Source organism: Actinomadura latina NBRC 106108 (genome assembly GCF_001552195.1).
GTDB lineage: Bacteria > Actinomycetota > Actinomycetes > Streptosporangiales > Streptosporangiaceae > Spirillospora > Spirillospora latina.
Window position 1 is genome coordinate 1 of sequence record NZ_BCQS01000012.1, and the last position, 19014, is coordinate 19014.

General features: G+C 67.8%; 16 protein-coding genes. 6 read left to right on the plus strand and 10 right to left on the minus strand.

Translation table 11 applies throughout. The features are described from left to right. Positions 1-167 precede the first annotated feature (167 nt). Complete coding sequence (locus tag AL2_RS17725; RefSeq protein WP_067634992.1) at positions 168-566, minus strand: winged helix-turn-helix transcriptional regulator; 399 nt, start codon at positions 564-566, stop codon at positions 168-170. A 109-nt stretch (positions 567-675) separates the two neighbouring features. Between AL2_RS17725 and AL2_RS17730 the strand changes: the two genes are divergently transcribed. From AL2_RS17730 to AL2_RS17740, 3 genes are all read left to right on the plus strand, one after another. After that, positions 676-1593 (plus strand): NADP-dependent oxidoreductase, encoded by a 918-nt coding sequence (locus tag AL2_RS17730; RefSeq protein ID WP_067634993.1) that lies wholly within the window; start codon positions 676-678, stop codon positions 1591-1593. A gap of 20 nt (positions 1594-1613) precedes the next feature. Next, complete coding sequence (locus tag AL2_RS17735; RefSeq protein WP_067634994.1) at positions 1614-2261, plus strand: class I SAM-dependent DNA methyltransferase; 648 nt, start codon at positions 1614-1616, stop codon at positions 2259-2261. 80 nt (positions 2262-2341) lie between these two features. Further along, positions 2342-2536: a hypothetical protein gene (locus AL2_RS17740; RefSeq protein WP_210748349.1), complete on the plus strand. Its 195-nt coding sequence runs from the start codon at positions 2342-2344 to the stop codon at positions 2534-2536. A 68-nt stretch (positions 2537-2604) separates the two neighbouring features. On the opposite strand, the gene AL2_RS17745 is transcribed toward AL2_RS17740, so the two are convergent. The 5 genes from AL2_RS17745 to AL2_RS17770 all read right to left on the minus strand — a co-directional run bounded on the left by AL2_RS17745 (position 2605) and on the right by AL2_RS17770 (position 9794). Then, on the minus strand, positions 2605-3642 hold the full coding sequence (locus tag AL2_RS17745; protein ID WP_210748348.1) for an LLM class flavin-dependent oxidoreductase: 1038 nt from the start codon (positions 3640-3642) through the stop codon (positions 2605-2607). Positions 3643-4378: 736 nt separating this feature from the next. Continuing rightward, positions 4379-5185, minus strand: a complete 807-nt coding sequence (locus tag AL2_RS17755; protein WP_067634998.1) for a helix-turn-helix transcriptional regulator — start codon at positions 5183-5185, stop codon at positions 4379-4381. A gap of 197 nt (positions 5186-5382) precedes the next feature. Beyond that, positions 5383-5736 carry a hypothetical protein gene (locus AL2_RS17760; RefSeq protein WP_067634999.1) on the minus strand — a complete coding sequence of 118 codons (354 nt, stop codon included), beginning with the start codon at positions 5734-5736 and terminating at the stop codon, positions 5383-5385. A gap of 15 nt (positions 5737-5751) precedes the next feature. Continuing rightward, positions 5752-7992, minus strand: coding sequence for an NACHT domain-containing protein (locus tag AL2_RS17765; RefSeq protein ID WP_067635000.1), 2241 nt, complete (start codon positions 7990-7992; stop codon positions 5752-5754). 320 nt (positions 7993-8312) lie between these two features. Further along, positions 8313-9794: an MDR family MFS transporter gene (locus AL2_RS17770; protein ID WP_210748347.1), complete on the minus strand. Its 1482-nt coding sequence runs from the start codon at positions 9792-9794 to the stop codon at positions 8313-8315. Positions 9795-10001: 207 nt separating this feature from the next. Here AL2_RS17770 and AL2_RS38565 point away from each other — a divergent pair, with 207 nt between their 5' ends. Beyond that, positions 10002-10172, plus strand: a complete 171-nt coding sequence (locus AL2_RS38565) for a hypothetical protein (protein WP_210748346.1) — start codon at positions 10002-10004, stop codon at positions 10170-10172. Between the two features lie 202 nt (positions 10173-10374). On the opposite strand, the gene AL2_RS17780 is transcribed toward AL2_RS38565, so the two are convergent. Both AL2_RS17780 and AL2_RS17785 read right to left on the minus strand, forming a co-directional pair. Beyond that, on the minus strand, positions 10375-11901 hold the full coding sequence (locus tag AL2_RS17780) for a glycoside hydrolase family 27 protein (RefSeq protein ID WP_218003675.1): 1527 nt from the start codon (positions 11899-11901) through the stop codon (positions 10375-10377). Positions 11902-12125: 224 nt separating this feature from the next. Beyond that, on the minus strand, positions 12126-13589 hold the full coding sequence (locus AL2_RS17785) for a non-reducing end alpha-L-arabinofuranosidase family hydrolase (RefSeq protein ID WP_157438219.1): 1464 nt from the start codon (positions 13587-13589) through the stop codon (positions 12126-12128). Between the two features lie 360 nt (positions 13590-13949). Here AL2_RS17785 and AL2_RS17790 point away from each other — a divergent pair, with 360 nt between their 5' ends. Then, entirely contained in the window at positions 13950-15383 is a 1434-nt protein-coding gene (locus AL2_RS17790; protein WP_067635003.1) for an endo-1,4-beta-xylanase, read from the plus strand. A gap of 85 nt (positions 15384-15468) precedes the next feature. Then, the gene (locus tag AL2_RS39220) at positions 15469-16779 is read left to right on the plus strand and encodes an RICIN domain-containing protein (RefSeq protein ID WP_245666707.1); all 1311 of its coding nucleotides are present in this window, start codon (positions 15469-15471) and stop codon (positions 16777-16779) included. A gap of 60 nt (positions 16780-16839) precedes the next feature. On the opposite strand, the gene AL2_RS17800 is transcribed toward AL2_RS39220, so the two are convergent. Both AL2_RS17800 and AL2_RS17805 read right to left on the minus strand, forming a co-directional pair. After that, the gene (locus tag AL2_RS17800) at positions 16840-17697 is read right to left on the minus strand and encodes an alpha/beta fold hydrolase (RefSeq protein ID WP_067635005.1); all 858 of its coding nucleotides are present in this window, start codon (positions 17695-17697) and stop codon (positions 16840-16842) included. A 14-nt stretch (positions 17698-17711) separates the two neighbouring features. Further along, complete coding sequence (locus tag AL2_RS17805) at positions 17712-18119, minus strand: hypothetical protein (RefSeq protein WP_067635325.1); 408 nt, start codon at positions 18117-18119, stop codon at positions 17712-17714. Positions 18120-19014: the final 895 nt, after the last annotated feature.

Here is a 19014-nt window from a genome sequence, read left to right on the forward strand (position 1 = left end):
CGGTGATGCCCACGCGTTGAGCCTGCTGGGAGGACGTCTCGTCTGAATCGTCGATGCCGAGTTTCGTGCGCAGGCGGGTGACTCCGGCACGGAGGACGGGCGGCACGCTGATCAGGGTGGCTGTGGCGTCGGCGAGGCTCGTCCGGGAGGTCGGGCGTCGACCGGTTTCATGAGCGCGCGTCGAATTGGGCGCGGGCCTCGAAGACGCGATCCATGTGCGTCTCCGCCCAGGTCTTGATCGCGACCATCAGCGGGAACAGGTCCTGGCCGAGTGGCGTGAGCGCGTAGTCGACGCGCACCGGCACCGATGCGGTCACCGTGCGGGTGACCAGCCCATCGCGTTCCAGCTTGCGCAGGGTCTGGGTGAGCATCTTCTGGCTGACGCCGGCGATGCGGCGGGCGAGTTCGCTGTGCCGCTGCGGGCCGCCGGCCAGTGCCGGGATCACCAGCGCCGCCCACTTGTCGGTCAGCGTGTTCAGCAGTTCCCGGGTCGGGCAACCTGCCAAGAACGCGTCATAGTCGCGTTTGGCCTGTTCTCGACGTTGCACGGCGGTCGTCGTCGCCACGTGCCACCTCCTGTGCCGGTGCCTTAGGCACTCCAAGGTACCTACTTCCTAGCGGTGCCCGACCGTACCTACCGTGAAGAAACCACGACATACAGCGGGAGGCACGACGATGCGCGCAGTCAGCTATTCACAGTTCGGAGGGCCGGAGGTCCTGTACGTGGCGGCCGACCTACCGGTACCGGAGCCAGGACCCGGACAGGTGCGAGTGCAAGTCGCCGCATCCGTTCTGCACCCGGTCGACCTCATGATTCGCGCCGGCCGATTCCCCGCACCGCTGCCGGCCGGGCTGCCGTACACACCCGGCTGGGACGTGGCGGGCACGGTCGACGCAGTGGGCCCGTCCGTCGACGATTTCACCGTTGGTGACGGTGTCATCGGCTTCTCACCATGGCTACGGACCACGGTCGGTACCCACGCGGAGTACGTGGTGCTGGAGGCCGCCTGGCTGACCGTCGCCCCCACTGGGATTCCCGCCACCGAGGCCGCGACCCTGCCGACCAACGGCCTCGCCGCTGCCCAAGCCCTCGACCTGCTCGCGCTTCCGGCGGGCTCGTCCCTGCTGGTCACCGGTGCCGCAGGGCAGGTCGGCGGGTTCACTCTGGCCCTGGCCAGGGCAGCCGGCCTGTACGCCACCGCACTCGCGGGGCCCGGCGACCGCGAGTTCGCCGAATCGCAGGGTGCGGTGTTCATGCCACGCTCGGACGATCCGGTCGCGGCGGCGCCGGACACCTTCGACGCGGTCGTCGACCTGGCGGTGATCGGCCCCTCACTGATGGAACTGGTCAAGGACGGCGGCGGCTATGTGGCCGCCTCACCCCCGCTGCGACCCGAGCCGGTACGGGGAATCCGGACGTTCGCACTTGACGTGCTACCGGACGGGTCCCGGCTGAGCGACCTGGTCCAACGGGTAGAGGACGGAGACATTCCACTACGGGTCGCCGCGGAGTACTCCTTCGCCGACGCGGCGGCGGCCCACACCCGACTTGCCCAAGGCGGCGTGCGAGGCGCCGTAGTGGTCGTTCCCTGAAGTTGGGCTACGGTCCTTTGATGAGCTGGTTGTCCGATACCCGGAACTCCTACGACGCCGTCGCGGCCGGCTACGCCGACGAGACGCGCGACCTGCTCGACAGGCTGCTCCACGTCCGCGCGGGGGTTGTGCTGTTCGCCGACCTGGTCCGCGCGATCGGCGGCGGGCCCGTCGCGGATGTGGGCTGCGGACCTGGGCACACCACCGCCCTGCTACGGGAGTTGGGCGCGGACGCGTTCGGCATCGACCTGTCACCCGCGATGATCGAGATCGCCCGCCGCGAGCACCCCGGCGCGCGGTTCGAGGTCGGTTCGATGACCGACCTGAAGCTCGCCGACGACTCCATGGCCGGTGTGCTCGCGTGGTGGTCGCTGATCTACATCCCGGACGAGGCGGTGCCGGGCGTGCTCGGACAGTTCCACCGGGTACTGCGGCCGGGCGGGGTGCTGGCCGTCGGATTCCACGTCGGTAACGGGTCGAAGATCGAGACGACCGGTGACGGCGACCAGGCCTTGCAGGCGTATGTCCACCACCGCCAACCGTCCCGCGTGGCCGGCTGGCTCCGCGAGGCGGGCTTTACCGTGGAGGCGCAGCACCTGTTGAATCCGGACGAGCCGAAGCCGGGCGCGATCCTGTTCGCCCGCCGACCCCTGGCACCGCCCCGGTGACCGCCGCGTCCGCGATGCCGTCCAGGCCGGCTCCGGGGGTGGGGCCTCAACGGGCATGATCGGTGTCTCCCGAGCGGTCGGTGATCTTGGCGGCAAGGGCGGCGGCAAGCACTCACACCGCCACCGCCCTCGGCCTGCGCCTCCTCGACATTCCGCTGCCGCTGCCGCCCCTGACCATCGGCATGGCCTGGCACCCCCGCCACGCAGCCGACGCAGCCCACCACTGGCTCCGCGACGCCGTCCGCCGCACACTCCACGCGCCTGCGGCCACCTGACTTTGATCCCGAGGGCAGCTTTATCGAACGGCACTCTCGTACCGTGATGGGCGGGGCCGGCTGCGCTCTCAGCGCCAGCCGAGTTCGGGTGCCACGTGGGTCAGGATGTTCTCCAGGACGTGCGCGTTGTAGTCCACACCGAGCTGGTTCGGGACCGTGAGCAGCAGCGTGTCGGCGGCCTGAATGGCCTCGTCGCCGGCGAGCTGCTTGACCAGCACGTCCGGCTCGGCCGCGTACGAACGTCCGAAGACGGCCCTGGTCTTCTCGTCGATCATCCCGATCTGGTCGTCCGAGTCGGCGCTCCGGCCGAAGTAGGCGCGATCCAGATCGCTGGTCAGCGCGAAGATGCTGCGGCTGACCGACACGCGCGGCTCGCGCTCGTGTCCGGCGTCCTTCCACGCCTGCCGGTAGGCCTCGATCTGCCTGCGCTGCTGGACGTGCAGCGGCTCGCCGGTCTCATCGTCCTTGAGCGTGGAGCTTTGCAGGTTCATGCCGAGCTCGGCCGCCCACACGCTGGTCGCGTTGGAGCCCGAGCCCCACCAGATGCGGTCGCGCAGCCCCGCGGAATGCGGCTCGATGCGCAGCAGCCCGGGTGGGTTGGGGAACATCGGCCGCGGACTCGGCTGGGCGAAGCCTCTGCCCTGCAGCACCGTGAGCAGTACCTCGGTGTGCTTGCGCGCCATGTCGGCATCGGTGTCGCCCTCGGACGGCTCGTACCCGAAGTACCGCCACCCGTCGACGACCTGCTCCGGTGATCCCCGGCTGATGCCCAACTGCAGCCGCCCACCGGAGATCAGGTCGGCGGCGCCGGCGTTCTCGGCGAAGTACATCGGGTTCTCGTAACGCATGTCGATCACGCCGGTGCCGATCTCGATGCGCGAGGTCTTCGCGCCGATCGCGGAGAGCAGCGGAAGGGGAGAGGCCAGCTGCCTGGCGAAATGGTGCACCCGGAAATAGGCGCCGTCGGCGCCGAGTTCCTCCGCGGCCACGGCGAGATCGATCGACTGCAGCAGCGCGTCCGCCGCCGTCCGGGTCCGCGAGCCTGCGCTGTCACTCCAGTGACCGAACGAGAGAAAACCGATCTTCTTCACACCGACACCAACCATCTCAGCGCCTACGAGATTCCAGCGCGACTGACCACACGGTCGTTCCTGCCCCAGGTGGCCTCCCGCGACTCGTTTAGCATGATCTATTGGGTGCTCTGCTTGATGCTGCAGAAGGACAGGCGTATCGCCCGGGAGGGAACGATGCTGTTCAGGCGCGAGGTACTTGAGGGGATCGCGGGCGGGCGGATCGACCGTGTGTTCCGCGTGTGGGCCGAGCCCCGGGTCCGCGCGGGGAGCACCCAGCGCACCTGGGCGGGGATCATCGTCATCGACTCGGTCACGGCCGTCACCCCCGCGGAGATCACCGAGGAGGACGCCCTCCGCTCGGGTTTCAAAAGCCGCGCGGCGCTGCTCACCGCCCTGTCCAAGAGCACCAAAGAGGGTGGCTACCACCGCGTCATGCTCCATCTGGGCGGCCCCGACCCCCGATCGGAACTGGCCGACAACGACGACCTGACGGACCAGGAACTGGCCGACCTCAAAACCGCCCTGGACACCATCGACACCCGCAGCCGCCGCGCCCCCTGGACCCGCGAGGTCCTCCGCCTCATCGAGGAACACCCCCGGCCTGCGCGCCCTGGACCTGGCCGAACACCTGAACCGCGACAGACTCCCCTTCAAGGCCGACGTCCGCCGCCTCAAAGCCCTCGGCCTCACCGAAAGCCTGGAGACCGGCTACCGCCTTTCCCCGCGCGGCAAGGCCCTCGCGGCCTACCTACGATCGCTGACCGAATAATCAATCTCTGGCGGCTGCTTCAGTCCTGGCATCCCCAACGCCGACCGGCGGCGGTTGCAGCTCACGCGGGTGCGCTGCGGCTCCCAGCGTCAAGGGGGCGGCGTAGTGATCGAAGAACAGCCGGGCGATCAGGTCGCCGCGTGAGCCGGTGCCGGACTTGGCGAAGATCGACTTCAGGTGGTCCTGCACGGTGTACGACGACACGTGCAGCCGGTCGGCGATCTGTCTGGTGGACAGGCCCTGCGCCACCAGCTCGGTCACGCGCCGCTCGCTGCCGGTGAAGCCGTAGGCATCGGCCATCAGCGGCGCCATTTCGGCGGGACGAGCCGCTTCGAGCATCACCGCGACCGGTGATCCCGGCCCATCGCCCATCAGCGAGCCCCGGACGATGAGCCACTGACCGGACCGGGTGCGCGCCCGTGCCCTGGCCGGACGGATTTCGGCCGGCGCACGTGCCGCAGTTGCCGCGGTGTCGCACAGGGCGCGGGCCTGGCGGGCGACGGCGGGGATGACCAGCGGCAGTTCGACACCGGCCCGGTCACCGGTGCCCAGCTCGTCCAGCCAACGTTGCGCCGCCTGGTTGGACATTCCTACGCCGTCATCGGCGTCGAGGATCAGCAGGCCGGTGTCGGCGTCCCCGGCCCGTGCGGCATCGAGCAAGAGTCCTCGCCGCAGTCCGTCGGCGATCAACCCGGCCAGCGACGACACGAACCTCACTTCGGCCGCCGAGAAGTAGGGGCGCTTGGCCTCCCGGAACACGGTCAGTGCGCCCCAGGTCGCCTGGCCGACCGTGAGGACCGCCCGCAACTCGTCGGCGAAGCCACCGGGCCGGCGGATCTCCCGCTGGCGCAGGCTGCGGTCGAGATCACCGGCGGTGACCTCGCTCAGGCTGGCCGCCGGACGGGGTAACCCCCAAGATCATCTAGCCAGGCGACCTGCGCTACCGCGTCCGGCGTCCATAACCCACCAACCCACCCCCGCTCGGCGAGTAGTTCACACTCTGATTACGGGTCATTGCCTTGGCGTTGATTCAGTGAACCGGAGATCTCCGAGTCGGAGACGATCTGTTCGCCCGGGTCAGGCATGCTCTGCAGCGCGTCACCACCGACCTTCGTCCCCTCGACGCGCTGAGTGCCGCGCCCCGGGCGGCGGCCCTCATCCTCGCTCTCCTCCGATGACCGGCGGTCGGACCAGGTCACCGACGCCTGGAGAGCCCCGCCGAGGACGAGGAGGACGACGGTCGCCGCCCACAGGGCCGCGGTCCAGTCCTGGATGAGCAGACCCGTCGCGACGTTCACCGCGCCGGCGATCACGAACGTGCCGCCCGCTGCGACGGCACGCTTGACTCCCTTGCTCATGGCGCTCCCTCGAGCTCAATCGAAATGTGATCTGATACCGAAGAGCTGGTCGGCGTAGAGCGCGGGGTCCAGCCATTCTATATGCGCAGTGCAAGGTGCATGATCTATCCGTCTGAACGTGACGGTCAGCCTGTTCAGGTCGTTCGGGAGTTTCCACCCCAAGGTACTGAATGAAGTGCCGCGACCGGTATTCAGGACGTGCGTATGCGGTCTTCTGGACGCGTTCGCGGTAATCGACATGATGATCGAGGCGGCTTCGCAGTTCTTGACCTTGATCGCCCCGTCGAGCCTGCGGTAGGGCCACCCCAGTCGATGCGGCGGGACCGAGAAGGTGCTCGTCACCGCGCTGCTTGGCGGCATCGTCCAGCCCCAGGCCGGTATCGGGGTGAAATCCGCGTCAACTCCGCCACCAACCTGGAAGTGCACATCGTAACGTGTAGGCGCCTTTCCGGTCTCATATTCCAATGGGCCGCCCTTGAAGGTTGCGCCTAAGACCAGAGCCGTGATGAAAATGACGGCGAGATGTGCCACCAACCTGATCACGGGCACGTAGAGCTGCGCCTTTGCGATCTGCAGGCGCGACGTTTCCGGCTTGACGACCTCGTACGGATGGTCTTGCAGCAGCAGAGAATTGCCCGCTCGCAGCCGCTCCTGAAGCCGAACGTGCCGGAACTCATAGAAGACGCCGGGCTTTCGCAGGACGCCACGGCTGTGGGCGTCCTCAATGAACCTCAGAAGGTGGAACGGCAGCAAACCCCGCACGGCGAGCCAGAGGCGGGCCGCCATGTACCGGCCCCAGGCCGTACTGATGAGCGTCGCCGCCGCGGCGAAACTCCCGTAGACCAAGGCGTAGGTCATCGTGGTGACGGAGTCGGCGCCGGCAGCGCCTCCGATCCAGGCGCTCAGCCCGACCCACCCCGCGATCCCGGCCACCGCGGCGACGAAGACGGCGAGCATCCGGTAGCGACGCAGGTGGGAGCGGGGATCCGCGGTCTCCCGTTCCGTGATGACGATCTCCTTGCCTTCGCGTAGGGCACGCGAAGTAAGGGCCACCGAGGCCAGGACGAAGAGGGTTCCGCCGATGGCCGCCGCGGTGTTCCACATCAGATGAAGGATCCAGCCGGTCCCCAAGCCGAAGAGCAGCCCGGCCGCGAAGTCCGCTATAGGTGAATGAAAATGCCACCAGTGGACTTCGCGCGGGCTGCGCGCCAGCGTGCCGAGCCAGCGCTTCGCCTGGTACTCGCTGTAGGGCAGGCCGAGGTGACGCGCGTACGTGGCGGGGATGTAGGCGTCCAGGAGGTGCTCCTCCACGCTCTGGACGTCGGAGTGCGCAAGGAGTTCATCCGGGTTCGTCGTGGGCCGCTTGTAGGCGGTCCGAGCGAGGAACAGCATCAGCGGTGTGGACAGCGCGTGGGCGACTGGGCCGTCGGGGTCGTCGCGGAGGCGCTGGAACAGCGGGCGCCACCGCGTGTCATCGGTGAACGCGCTGCTCAGATACCTGATCGCGTCCTCGACCTTGACGGAGTCGATCTCGACGACGGCCGCCCTGGCGAGCGGGGCGCCGGACGCCTCCACCGCGGCCACATACTCCTCCCGGCGGCACGTCACCACGAAAGGCGCTCTGTCGTCGAAGGCCGCGCCGATGCCTTCGATCACCTCCCCCAGGGAACCTGCACGAACCTCGTCGAGACCGTCCAGCACAGGGACGATCCGCCGTTGCCTGATCAGCCGCAGTGCCGTCTCCCGGCCCTGCGCGCGGGACTCGCCGACGTCCGGGTGGTCCTGCTGGATGCGCGCGGCCATCCACGTCATCAGCGGAATGTCCGGATGCCAGGAGGCGAGCGACAGGAAGACCGGCACGGGGCCGTCCGCCTCCTGTACGGGTTTCGGCAGCAGCTCCCGGGTCAGCAGCAGGGCCTGGACCGTCTTGCCCGCGCCCTGCTCACCAATGATCGCCAGCTGTCGGTGGGGCAGATCGCGGAAGATGCCGGCGAGGCCCGCCGAATCGCCTTCCAGATTCAGCAGCGCGGACTCCCGGGCCTGAACGGGCCGTTCGGTCGAACGAACACGCACCACGAGCGGTGACGACGTCCATAACGAGCGCTGTCCGGTCTCCTGGAGGACCCGCGCGTCCACGGACGCGGCGAGGCGTCGGACGGCATGGTCCAGCGGTGTCCCGCCCGCGATGTGGATCTCCTGGTGCTGGTACAGCGGCCCGCGGATCTCCGAGTGCTCGACTCGCTGGCTCATGGCCACCGCATCGAGCGGATCCTTCTCCCTCCGCCTGCCAGCCCGCCCTCTCCATGCCATCGCACCGTCCCGATTCGCCATCACGCAGACGCTCTTATCGTGCAGCCGACGACGAATTGCGGGAGTTTCATCGGGCTGCCGCTATCAGGTGAGTACAGTATCCGCTCCGGCGCGTGCGGTCGGCGGGCCGGCACCAGGAAATCAAGGCCATCGGCTCAAGCCAGTTTCCTGAACTTCTACTTCTCTTCGCATCGGACAAGGTGTTCACAATTGCGGTGCGCACCTTGCTGCTGGTCGGGGCGCCCTGGTCGGGGCGCCCCGATCGTTCAAGCTTTGGTGGGTTCTTCGGCGGGTGCGGGGTTGTGGACCTGTGGCTGGGGGGTGGGGCGGCCCGGCAGCAGGAGGCAGAGCGGGACGGCCGCGGCGGTGAACGCGGCGGACCACCAGAAGGCGTCGCCGAATCCGGAAGCCAGGGCGGCGGGGGTGTGGGCGCCGGCCGAGGCACGCTGGAGGATCATGACGAGGACAGCGACGCCCATGGACGCGCCGACCTGCTGGGCGACTCGGCTGATTCCGGCGGCGGCCGGGATCTCCTGGCGCTCCAGCCCGACGAAGGCGGCGCCCATGATCGCGATCATGGCCCCGCCCAGCCCGACGCCGCGCGCGAACAGCACGGCCATGAGCGTGATGTTGCTGGTGGAGGCGGTGACGAAGCCGAAGGGGACGGTGGCGGCGAAGGTGAGGGCGAAGGCGGCGATGGCGACCGGACGCGAGCCGAAGCGGTCCATGTACCGGCCGGCCAGGGCGCGGGAGAGGAGGGCGCCCACGCCCGTCGGGATGAGCAGCAGTGCGGCGCCCAGGGCGGATTCGCCGCGGACCTGCTGCCAGTACAGCGGCAGCAGGAGCATGGTCCCGTACAGGGCCGCGCCGGTCAGGAACACCAGCGCCGTGGACGAGGCCAGGGCGCGGTGGCGGAACAGCCGGATGTCGAGCAGGGCGTCCGGTCCGCGCCGCAGCGCCCACCAGACGTAGCCGGCGAGCAGGGCCGGGCCGCCGGTCAGCGGCAGCGCCACCTTGAGGCCGGCCAGGCCGCCGGATCCGGCGAGCTGTGTCAGGCCGTAGACGACCGCGGCGATGCCGGGGGACAGCAGCAGCATGCCCACGGCGTCCAGGCGGGTGCGGGTGCCGGGGCGGGGCCTGTCCTCGGGCAGGTTGCGCCGGGCGAGGTAGCCGCCGATGAGGCAGAAGGGCACGTTGAACAGGAAGATCCAGCGCCAGTCGCCCACGTGCAGGATGGCTCCGCCGATGACCGGGCCGATGATGGGGCCCAGTGCGGTGGGCACGGTGATCAGGGACATGGCCCCGCCGATGTTGCGGCCCTTGGCCGCCTGCATGACCAGCGTGAACATCAGCACCATCATGGTGCCGCCGCCGACGCCCTGGACCACCCGGAAGATGATCAGGCTCTGGACGCTCCACGCTGCGGCGCACAGCAGCGACCCGATGAAGAACAGGCCCAGGCTGGTGATCCACAGGCGTTTGCCGCCCAGGACCGACTGCGCCCATCCGACGGCCGGCATCGTGGCGGACAGGGCCAGCAGGTAGGCGGTGGTCACCCACTGGGTGGTGGCGAGCGAGGTGTGCAGCTTCCCGGCGAGGCCGTCGATGGCGACGCTCATGATCGTGGTGTCGAAGATGACGGCGAGCGCGCCGACGATCAACGTGAAGGTCAGGCGCCGCAGGACCGGGTCGATGCGGTCTGCGGTGACCGGTGGGGGCGGGGACGGCATGGTGTCGTCGGCGTTCATGGACGCTCCTAAGATATGCGGCTCTATCTTACGAGGGCCACACTAGGCCGCCAAAGTTAGATAGGCAAGTCTATCTAAGATATCCGGAGGGCTCCCGCTGGCCCGATCGCGACGAACTGAACCGGGCGACCATCGCCACACACACTGCGGGAGAACGTCATCGACGTTCCCGACACCGGAAGCCTTCGGGAGGACGCCCTCACCCTCATGCGGGAGATCAGCGCCATCCGCCTCCAACTCGGCACCGTCATGAGCGTGAACCTGACCCGCTACTACCAGGAGACCGGAACCAGCCCCGGCGACCTGTTCGACCCCTCCACGACAGCGCGCAAGGAGGTCTCTCGACGTACTCTTCGACCGCGCCGTCGACCGTGGTGAGATCGATCCGGAACGCCTCACCGAACGCATCAAGTCCCTCCCCTTCGACCTGCTGCGCCATAAATTCCTCACGACGTTCGCCCCCGTGCCGGAAACAAGATCATCAACAAGGTCCGGTGCCGGGCCACCCGGTGGGGTCACCGCACTCCCTGGCCTGGGCGGTCTCTTGAGGATCGTCCAGACCAGGGGCTCGAGAAGACGATCAGATGCGGGTCCACCGTTGGTTGGAGGCGCCGTTGCACGTCCAGATCTGGACGTAGGCGCCGTTGGCCGTAGAGTTGCCGGATACGTCCAGGCACTTGTTCGCGCCGACGGCGGTGATGCTTCCGTCGGAGTTCAGGCGCCATTTCTGGTTGTTCTGGCCGTTGCAGTCCCAGATGATGACGCTGGTTCCGTCGGCGGTGCCGTTGTTGTTCACGTCGAGGCACTTGTTTCCGTAGACCCGCAGTTCACCGGCCGCCGTAGAGGTCCACTGCTGGTTGCTCTGACCGTGGCAGTCCCAGATCTCCACCCGCGTTCCATTGGCCTGGGAAGCTCCGGTGACGTCGAGGCATCTCCCCGAACCCACGCCCTGGATCTCGGACACGGGGGCGGGTGTTCCGCCGCTGACCCGGTACACGACGGTGCCGTGGGAGGGCACGCTCGCCGAGATGGCCCCGGTGGTCGAGGTGACGGCGTTCGTCCAGGCGTCGCGGAGGCCGAAGGAGCTGCCGGACAGGCCGATCGCCGAGGTGGTGGTGCTGACCGTCGTCGTGCTGCCTCCCTGGTTGAACAGCGCGACTGCGACGTCGCCGTTGCTCAGCCGTTTGGCCAGGACGCGGCGGGTGCCGTCGTTGCTGACCTGGGTCGCCTGGAGCCCGAGCGAATCCTGGTTGATGGCGGTCAGGTTCTGGTTCTTCAAGATCGTGGCGGTCGCGGCGTCCATGTTCCGCACGTCGTTCCCCGCGATCAGCGGCGCGGCCATGATGGCCCACAGGGCGAAGTGGCTGCGCATCTCGGTGTCGGTCATGCCGCCCCGGCCGACCACCATCATGTCGGGGTCGTTGAACTGCCCCGGCTTGGCGTAGCCCGACAGGGGGACGTTCACGTTGACGATGTTCTGGATGCCCATCGGGTAGCCGTTGGTCTGGCCGGAGTTCCAGACGTTGGTGATGTCCTCCGTCGTGCGCCAGATGTTGGCGACGTCGCCCCAGTTCCGCTGCGGGCCGGTCTTCTCATGGATGCTGTTGGGGTTGATGCTGTAGAGGATCGGACGTCCGGTGGCCGCCAGGGCGTCGCGCATCTTTGCGAAGGTGCGCACCTGGTCGTCGATGCTGCCGGTGGGGGAGCACCAGTCGTACTTGAGATAGTCGACGCCCCAGGCGGCGAACTGCCGGGCGTCCTGGGCCTCATGGTTGAGACTGCCGGTGGCACCCGGGTAGGAGCCGAAGTACTGGGCGCAGGTACGGTCCAGGGGCACTTCGTAGAGACCGAACTTCAGGCCCTTGGAATGCAGGTAGTCGCCGAGCGCCTTCATGCCGCTCGGGAATCTCGACGGATTGGCCTGCAGGTTGCCGGCCGAGTCGCGGTTGGGATCGAACCAGCAGTCGTCGACCACGACGTACTGATATCCGAGGTCGCGCATGCCGGAGCTGACGAGCGCGTCGGCGGTCTGCCGGATCAGTGCCTCGCTGATATTGCAGCCGAACGTGTTCCAGGTGTTCCACCCCATCGGCGGGGTGCGGCCCACGCCGTTGTCCAACGCTTGGGCTTGGGGAGCCGGGCCGAGTGCCACGGCCATTGCCGCGGCCGTGGCCATTGTTGTCAGTAGCGCGCGGATTCGTTTTCTTTTCATAGAGATCGCTCCGCAGTGGTTCGAAGGCCGGTCCGTGGGGTGGGGCGCCCTGTCCGCGGTGACCTGGGTGGCGGGCTCGGCTTTCCGCCGAGCCCGCCACGCCGGCCCGTGTCACATCGTCAGCGCTGCAGCGTCAGCAGGCCCGGCCGGTAGGGCAGGAGGCCGTAGTCGCCGCCGGAGTTGGGGCTGCGCCCCTGGTAGAGCAGTCGCAAGTTGCAGGGATCGACGGTGAAGGTCTGGTCCGCGCCGGTGCGGATCAGTTCGCCATGGCTGATGTCGTTGGTCCAGGTGGCGCCGCTGTTGGCCTTGCCGGCGAAGGGGTTGCCCTCGGACGTGGCCTGCGGTGTCCATGAACCGTTCAGGCTCGTGGACGTGAACGAGCGGAAGTACCGGCCCTGCGAGCCGATCGCCTCGACGAGCATGAGGTAGCGGTTCTGGCCCTGGAGTTTGTAGACCTGGACGGCTTCGAACAGGTTGTTGGTCGAATCGCTCATGACCACTGTCGAGCTCGAGCCGAAACTGCCCGGGAAGTTCCCGATCGGCATGCTCGCCCGGTAGATCTTGCCGTTGTCGCCGGCGAAGAAGAGGTACATGTTCGAGCCGTCGCCGATGAGCGTCTGGTCGATGGGTCCCGTTCCGGAGCCGGAGATGCTTCCGGTGAAGAGCGCATGCTCCGACGACCAGCCATTCGGGTTGGTGGGGTCGCTCGACGTCCGGTAGGAGAAGGCGGTCCCGCCCCACTGGTAGGCGAGCACCCAGATGTTCCTCGGCGCGAAGTAGAACAGGGTGGGCGCGACGGTGGAGTTCGACATCGTGTTCTGGCTGGCCGAGCCCATCTGCGACCAGTCGCTGAACAGGCCGAAGTTCATCGAGCCCCATCTCGTCCCCGTGTCGTGCGTTGTCGCGTAGACGAGGTTCTGGCCGTTGTAGGGGGCGACGGTGAAGTCCTTGAGCGAGACCCATCCGGACTTGGGCTGCGCCAGCGGGCCCGTTGACGTCCAGTGGTAGGACGACGGAAGATCGCACGACTGACCGGGATCGCCGCCGCCGTCATCGCCGCCGCCGACCTCGGCGAGCTGCCACTGCTGGTTGCTCCCGCCCCAGTCGTCGTACTGGACGATGTTCGCGCCGTCGGCGGTGGAGCCGCCCTGTACCTCCAGGGCCTTGTTGCTGTGGCGCGAGATGAACCTGACGTAGCCTCCCGAGCTGTCGGCCAGCCGCCACTGCTGGTTGGTGCCGTTCAGGTCGGTCCACTGGACGATCGAGCCGCCGTTGGCGGTGGAGTAGTTGTAGACGTCCAGCACCTTGCCGGAGTGGCGGGACTTGATGCGGTAGTAGCCGTCGCCGGAGGGGACGAACTGCCACTGCTGCTGGTTCTGATCGTTCCTGGTCCACTGGGTGATGCGGGCGCCGTCGTTGGTCGCCAGGTTGTAGACGTCCAGGGCCTTGCCGCTGTTGCGGTTGACCAGGACGTACCACTTGTTCACGTCCACTGTGGCGGCTTGGGCGGCCTGGGTGTTGATCACGGACACGAACACCGACAACAGGAGCGATGCCAGCACGGCTGCACCGGTCCTCAGCATGGACCTCCTCCTTTCATGCGTTGATGTTAGCGCTAACATTTCTAGCCCGGGTGAGACCTCTTCTCCATCGGCGATTGGGGGAGGTGGTGGTGGGCCGGAGTAAATACGAGGCCGCGCGCCTCGTCAAGGGCCCCCGCTTGTCGAAAGGTTTCGATCGCGGGGTCGCCTGCCAGATCGCACATACAGGCCGCCCACCGGACATCCGCCGTGAAAGATTTTGAAACTATTGACGGGATCTACAAGAGCTCGCACACTGTGTCCGCGACGCCTTGGTGGTGTGGGCGTTCCTGATGGAGCGCGGCGTCTGTTACACGGCTATGTCCGTGCTTTCATCCCTCGTGCATTCATGGAGGAACAGACGTGCGTACGAACGCCATGCCCTGGTCCGGGGCCCGCAAGCGGGCCCTCCTCGCCGGCGCCCTCGGGCTCGGCACGGTCGCCGCTCTGGTGGCACCGTCTCCGGCCGTCGCCGCGGAGAGCACGCTGGGCGCCGCGGCGGCGCAGAGCGGGCGGTACTTCGGCACCGCCATCGCCTCGGGCCGACTCAACGACTCGGCGTACACCACGATCGCGAGCCGCGAGTTCAACATGGTGACCGCCGAGAACGAGATGAAGATCGACGCCACCGAGCCCCAGCAGGGCCAGTTCAACTTCAGCTCGGGCGACCGCGTCTACAACTGGGCCGTCCAGAACGGCAAGCAGGTACGCGGCCACACGCTGGCCTGGCACTCGCAGCAGCCCGGCTGGATGCAGAACCTCAGCGGCAGTTCCCTGCGCCAGGCGATGATCAACCACATCAACGGCGTCATGGCCCACTACAAAGGCAAGATCGCCCAGTGGGACGTCGTGAACGAGGCCTTCGCCGACGGCAACTCGGGAGGCCGCCGCGACTCCAACCTGCAGCGCACCGGCAACGACTGGATCGAGGTCGCCTTCCGCACCGCGCGCGCCGCCGACCCGGCCGCCAAGCTCTGCTACAACGACTACAACATCGAGAACTGGACCTGGGCCAAGACCCAAGGCGTCTACAACATGGTCAAGGACTTCAAGCAGCGCGGCGTGCCCATCGACTGCGTCGGCTTCCAGTCCCACTTCAACAGCGGCAGCCCCTACAACAGCAACTTCCGCACCACCCTGCAGAGCTTCGCCGCTCTCGGCGTCGACGTGGCCATCACCGAACTGGACATCCAGGGCGCCTCGGCCACGACCTACGCCAACGTGACCAACGACTGCCTCGCCGTCTCGCGCTGCCTCGGCATGACCGTCTGGGGCGTGCGCGACACCGACTCCTGGCGCTCGCAGGACACGCCGCTGCTGTTCGACGGCAACGGAAACAAGAAGGCCGCGTACTCCTCCGTCCTCAACGCCCTCAACGCCGGCGACCCCGGCGACCCGGGCGACCCGGGCGACCCGCCCCAGGACGCGGGGACGATCAAGGGCGTCGGTTCAGGCCGCTGCCTGGACGTGCCCAACGCCAGCACCACCGACGGCACCCAGGTCCAGCTGTGGGACTGCCATGGCGGCACCAACCAGCAGTGGACCTACACCGACGCGCAAGAGCTCAGGGTCTACGGCAACAAGTGCCTGGACGCCGCCGGCACCGGCAACGGCACCAAGGTCCAGATCTACAGCTGCTGGGGTGGCGACAACCAGAAGTGGCGCCTCAACTCCGACGGATCCATCGTCGGCGTCCAGTCCGGTCTCTGCCTGGACGCCGCCGGCTCCGGCAACGGCGCCCTGATCCAGCTCTACTCCTGCTGGAACGGCAGCAACCAGCACTGGACCCGCACCTGACCTGCCATCGGGAAAGGGCGAATCGATGAAGACCCATGCTGCGGCTTCTCCCGCGCCTCCGCGAAGGCGCCGCCGGCGGTCCCGGTTGGCCGCCGCGGTGGCGGCGGCCCTCGGGATCGGCATGCTCGTCGCGGTGAACCCGGCGCCGGCCGAGGCGGCGACGGTGGACACCGGTGCCTGGTACGTCCTGGTCAACCGCAACAGCGGCAAGGCGCTCGACGTCTATGGCGCGTCCACCGGCGACGGTGCGCGAGTCGACCAATGGACGCGCAACGACGGAGCCAACCAGCAGTGGCAGTTCGTGGACTCCGGCGGCGGCTTCTACCGGTTGAAGGCCCGGCACTCCGGCAAGGTGCTCGACGTTGCCGGCGCCTCGACGGCCGACGGTGCCGCGATCCAGCAGTGGACCGACCACGGCGGGGCCAACCAGCAGTTCCGCCTGGCCGACTCCGACGCGGGCCACGTCCGGCTGATCAGCCGCAGCAGCGGCAAGGCCGTGGAGGTCCAGGGCGCCTCCACGGCCGACGGCGGCAACGTCGTCCAGTACACCGACTGGGGCGGCGCCAACCAGCAGTGGGAGATGGTCGAACTGTCGTCCGGTGGCGGCGGCGGATGCGGCAGCGCCCCGACGCTCACCAGCGGCACGCACACGATCCAGAGCAGCGGCAAGAGCCGCAGCTTCATCCTCAGGGTTCCCGCCAACTACGACAACAGCCACCCCTACCGGCTGATCTTCGCGTTCCACTGGCGGGGTGGAACCGCCGGGGACGTCGCCTCGGGTGGGACGAGCGGAGCCGCTTGGTCCTACTACGGCCAACAGGAGCAGTCGAACAACAGCGCGATCCTCGTCGCCCCCCAGGGCCTCGGCAACGGCTGGGCCAATTCGGGCGGTGAGGACGTCGCCTTCGTCGACGACATGGTCCGGCTCATCGAGAGCGGCCTCTGCGTCAACACGGCACAGCGCTTCGCCACGGGTTTCAGCTGGGGCGGCGGTATGAGCTACGCCCTCGCATGCGCCCGGGCGAACACCTTCCGGGCCGTCGCGGTCATGTCCGGCGCCCAGATCAGCGGGTGCAGCGGCGGCGCCCAGCCCATCGCCTACTTCGGAATCCACGGAGTCAGCGACTCCGTCCTCAACATCACGCAAGGACGGTCCCTGCGCGACAAGTTCGTCGCCAACAACGGCTGCACTCCCCAGAGCCCGCGCGAGCCCGCCCCGGGCAGCCGGACGCACATCACCACCACCTACTCGGGCTGCCGCGCCGGGTACCCGGTCCAATGGGCCGCGTTCGACGGGGACCACACACCCGGTCCGGTCGACGGCTCCCCCAACGAGAGCGGCGTCGCCACCTGGACCAAGGGAGAGATCTGGAGGTTCTTCGCACAGTTCCAGTAGCACACCCGCACAACGGAGTGGAGCCAGGAACGCCCTGGCTCCACTCCGGCGTTTGCTCGCTCAGGCGGGCACCTTTCTTCTGTCGAGGATCCTGAGGGCTTCGAGGAGGTAGCCGCGGAAGACGGCATGGTTCTCACTCATCGGGAAATGCCCGATCTTCTCCATCTTGATGAAGGTGCCGTTCTGGATCGCGTCCGCGGTGCGGGCGCTGTTCTCCGGGGTCGTCAGGTAGTCGTACTCGCCGGTGAGCATGACGACGGGACACCGGTCCCCGTCGATCTCGTGAAGGTGGTCCCGCAGATCGTGGTCGACGGAGTAGAAGTACAGGTCCCCCTTGAACGCCTCGGAGCCCTGGGAGTAGTAGAACCAGGTCTTCCAGCGGTCGGCGTCGGGCGACTGGGGCGCCATCAGGTCCCATACGCCGCTCGCGCAGACCTGCGCGGCGTTGGCGTGCGGGTGCTGCCACCAGTCGAGGTAGAACCCGGGCGAGTAATCCGCGCCCTCGACCGCCAGGACGCCTGCGAATCGGTCGGGGCGACGCAGCGCGAGCTGCAGCGCGACGTTCCCGCCGAAGGAGGAGCCCATGAAGATCGGGTCTTCGAGTTCGAGGGCGTCGCACAGCGCGACGATGAAGTTGACGAAGTGGTCCGCGGTGAGGGTGTACTCCTCCTTCCACCACTCGACGTTCTCCGGCGGATCGGACTTACCGTGGCGGGGCAGATCGTAGGCGATGACGCGGTAGTCCGCCGTGATCTCCTCGTCCTCCAGCAGGCCGCGCCACTGGTGGTTGTGGCAGCCGGCGGTGTGCTGGCAGACCAGCGGCTGTCCGGTGCCGTTCTCGAGGTAGAAGACCCTGTACTCCAGGCCGTCGACCTCGATGGTCACATAGTGCCCGGTGACCGGGGATACCTTGCTCACGGTGATCTCCTTCCTCAGACGGGTGAGCCGACGGCGCGGAGCAGTTCGATCTGACGGGTGATGCAGCGCAGATTCTGCATGAGGACCAGGACGTCTCCGTCCAATCGCATGTCGCGCTGGAAGGTGGCCGCCCAGATCCCGTGGTGCATCGGGGGCGGCACCGGCTCACCGAACCCCCGCCACGTCTCGGCGCTCGCCCGGATCGCGAACTCGTAGGGGACGTCGAGCGGACCCGGATCCACCGTGACCTGGGTCACCCGTCCCGACTCCACTTTGATCGCGTAGCTGCGGTCGGCGGCGTCGAGCAGGTAGGTGCAGGTGAAGTACTTCCCGTGGGCCTGGATCTCGGGATCGTCGTTACTGGCCGCGGCGAAGGCGTCGGCCCACTGCTGGGCCGGTGCAGCCTGGGTTGGTGCAGTCATGATCAGCGTCTCCTCCCGCACTGGACGCTTCGGCGATACCCCGCGCCTACCCAGCCTTGAGAAACCCATCGACCGCGCGATGACCAATATTCGGCCAAATCGGGCGATATGGGGCCTCTGGCACCTGGGGCTGGGACCGCGGGTACGGGCGCTGGTGGAGAAGTACGTGCGGTGGATGCAGGAGGTGATCGCGCGACCGCGGGCGCTGGAGGGACTTTCGGTAACGCTCCTAGGCGTCGAACGCCAGCGGCCGGCCTCCACCGTGTAAGGGGCGGCCGGCCGGCCTGGGTGGGGTCCGGACCTCGCTGCTACGGGTGGCCGACGGCCGCGTCGCCGTTGTCGCCACCGGCGCTCACGCTCATCGAAGCGCAGGACGCGGCGTCGGGCGCGGTGGGCGGAATGTCATCGCTGACGATCCGGACGGTCGATCGAGCTCCCTTCCCTCGGCGGGCCAGTCGAAGGTGGTGGTGGACCGGAGCAAATATGAGCCGGGGAGGTATGTCAAGCGCCCGATGCGCATCGTGAATACGTGACCGGGGGCTGACTACGGCTCATCTGGGGTTATCCGCGCAGATACACCTGGCCGGTGAAGTGTCAGCATGAAAGCTTTCATGTGGGGGTCCACGCTCAGAAGTAGGTCGTCGAAAGGTTGCGACGGCGCACTCGTCCCAGCACGAGGGAGAAGACGCAGGAGACCCCGGGATGAGCACCCGAAAGTTCTTCGAAAGCCTTGACATGTTTTGCGGGCATTACTCACACTGAGTCCCCGAGGCGGTTGGGCGTGCCGGGCATGGCATGGCCCACCAACTGGCGACGCCTTGGTGGTGTGCGCTCCTGGGAAAGGGACGCGGCGTCGATTCCGCGGGGAATGCCCCCGCGTTTTCCGACATTCCCC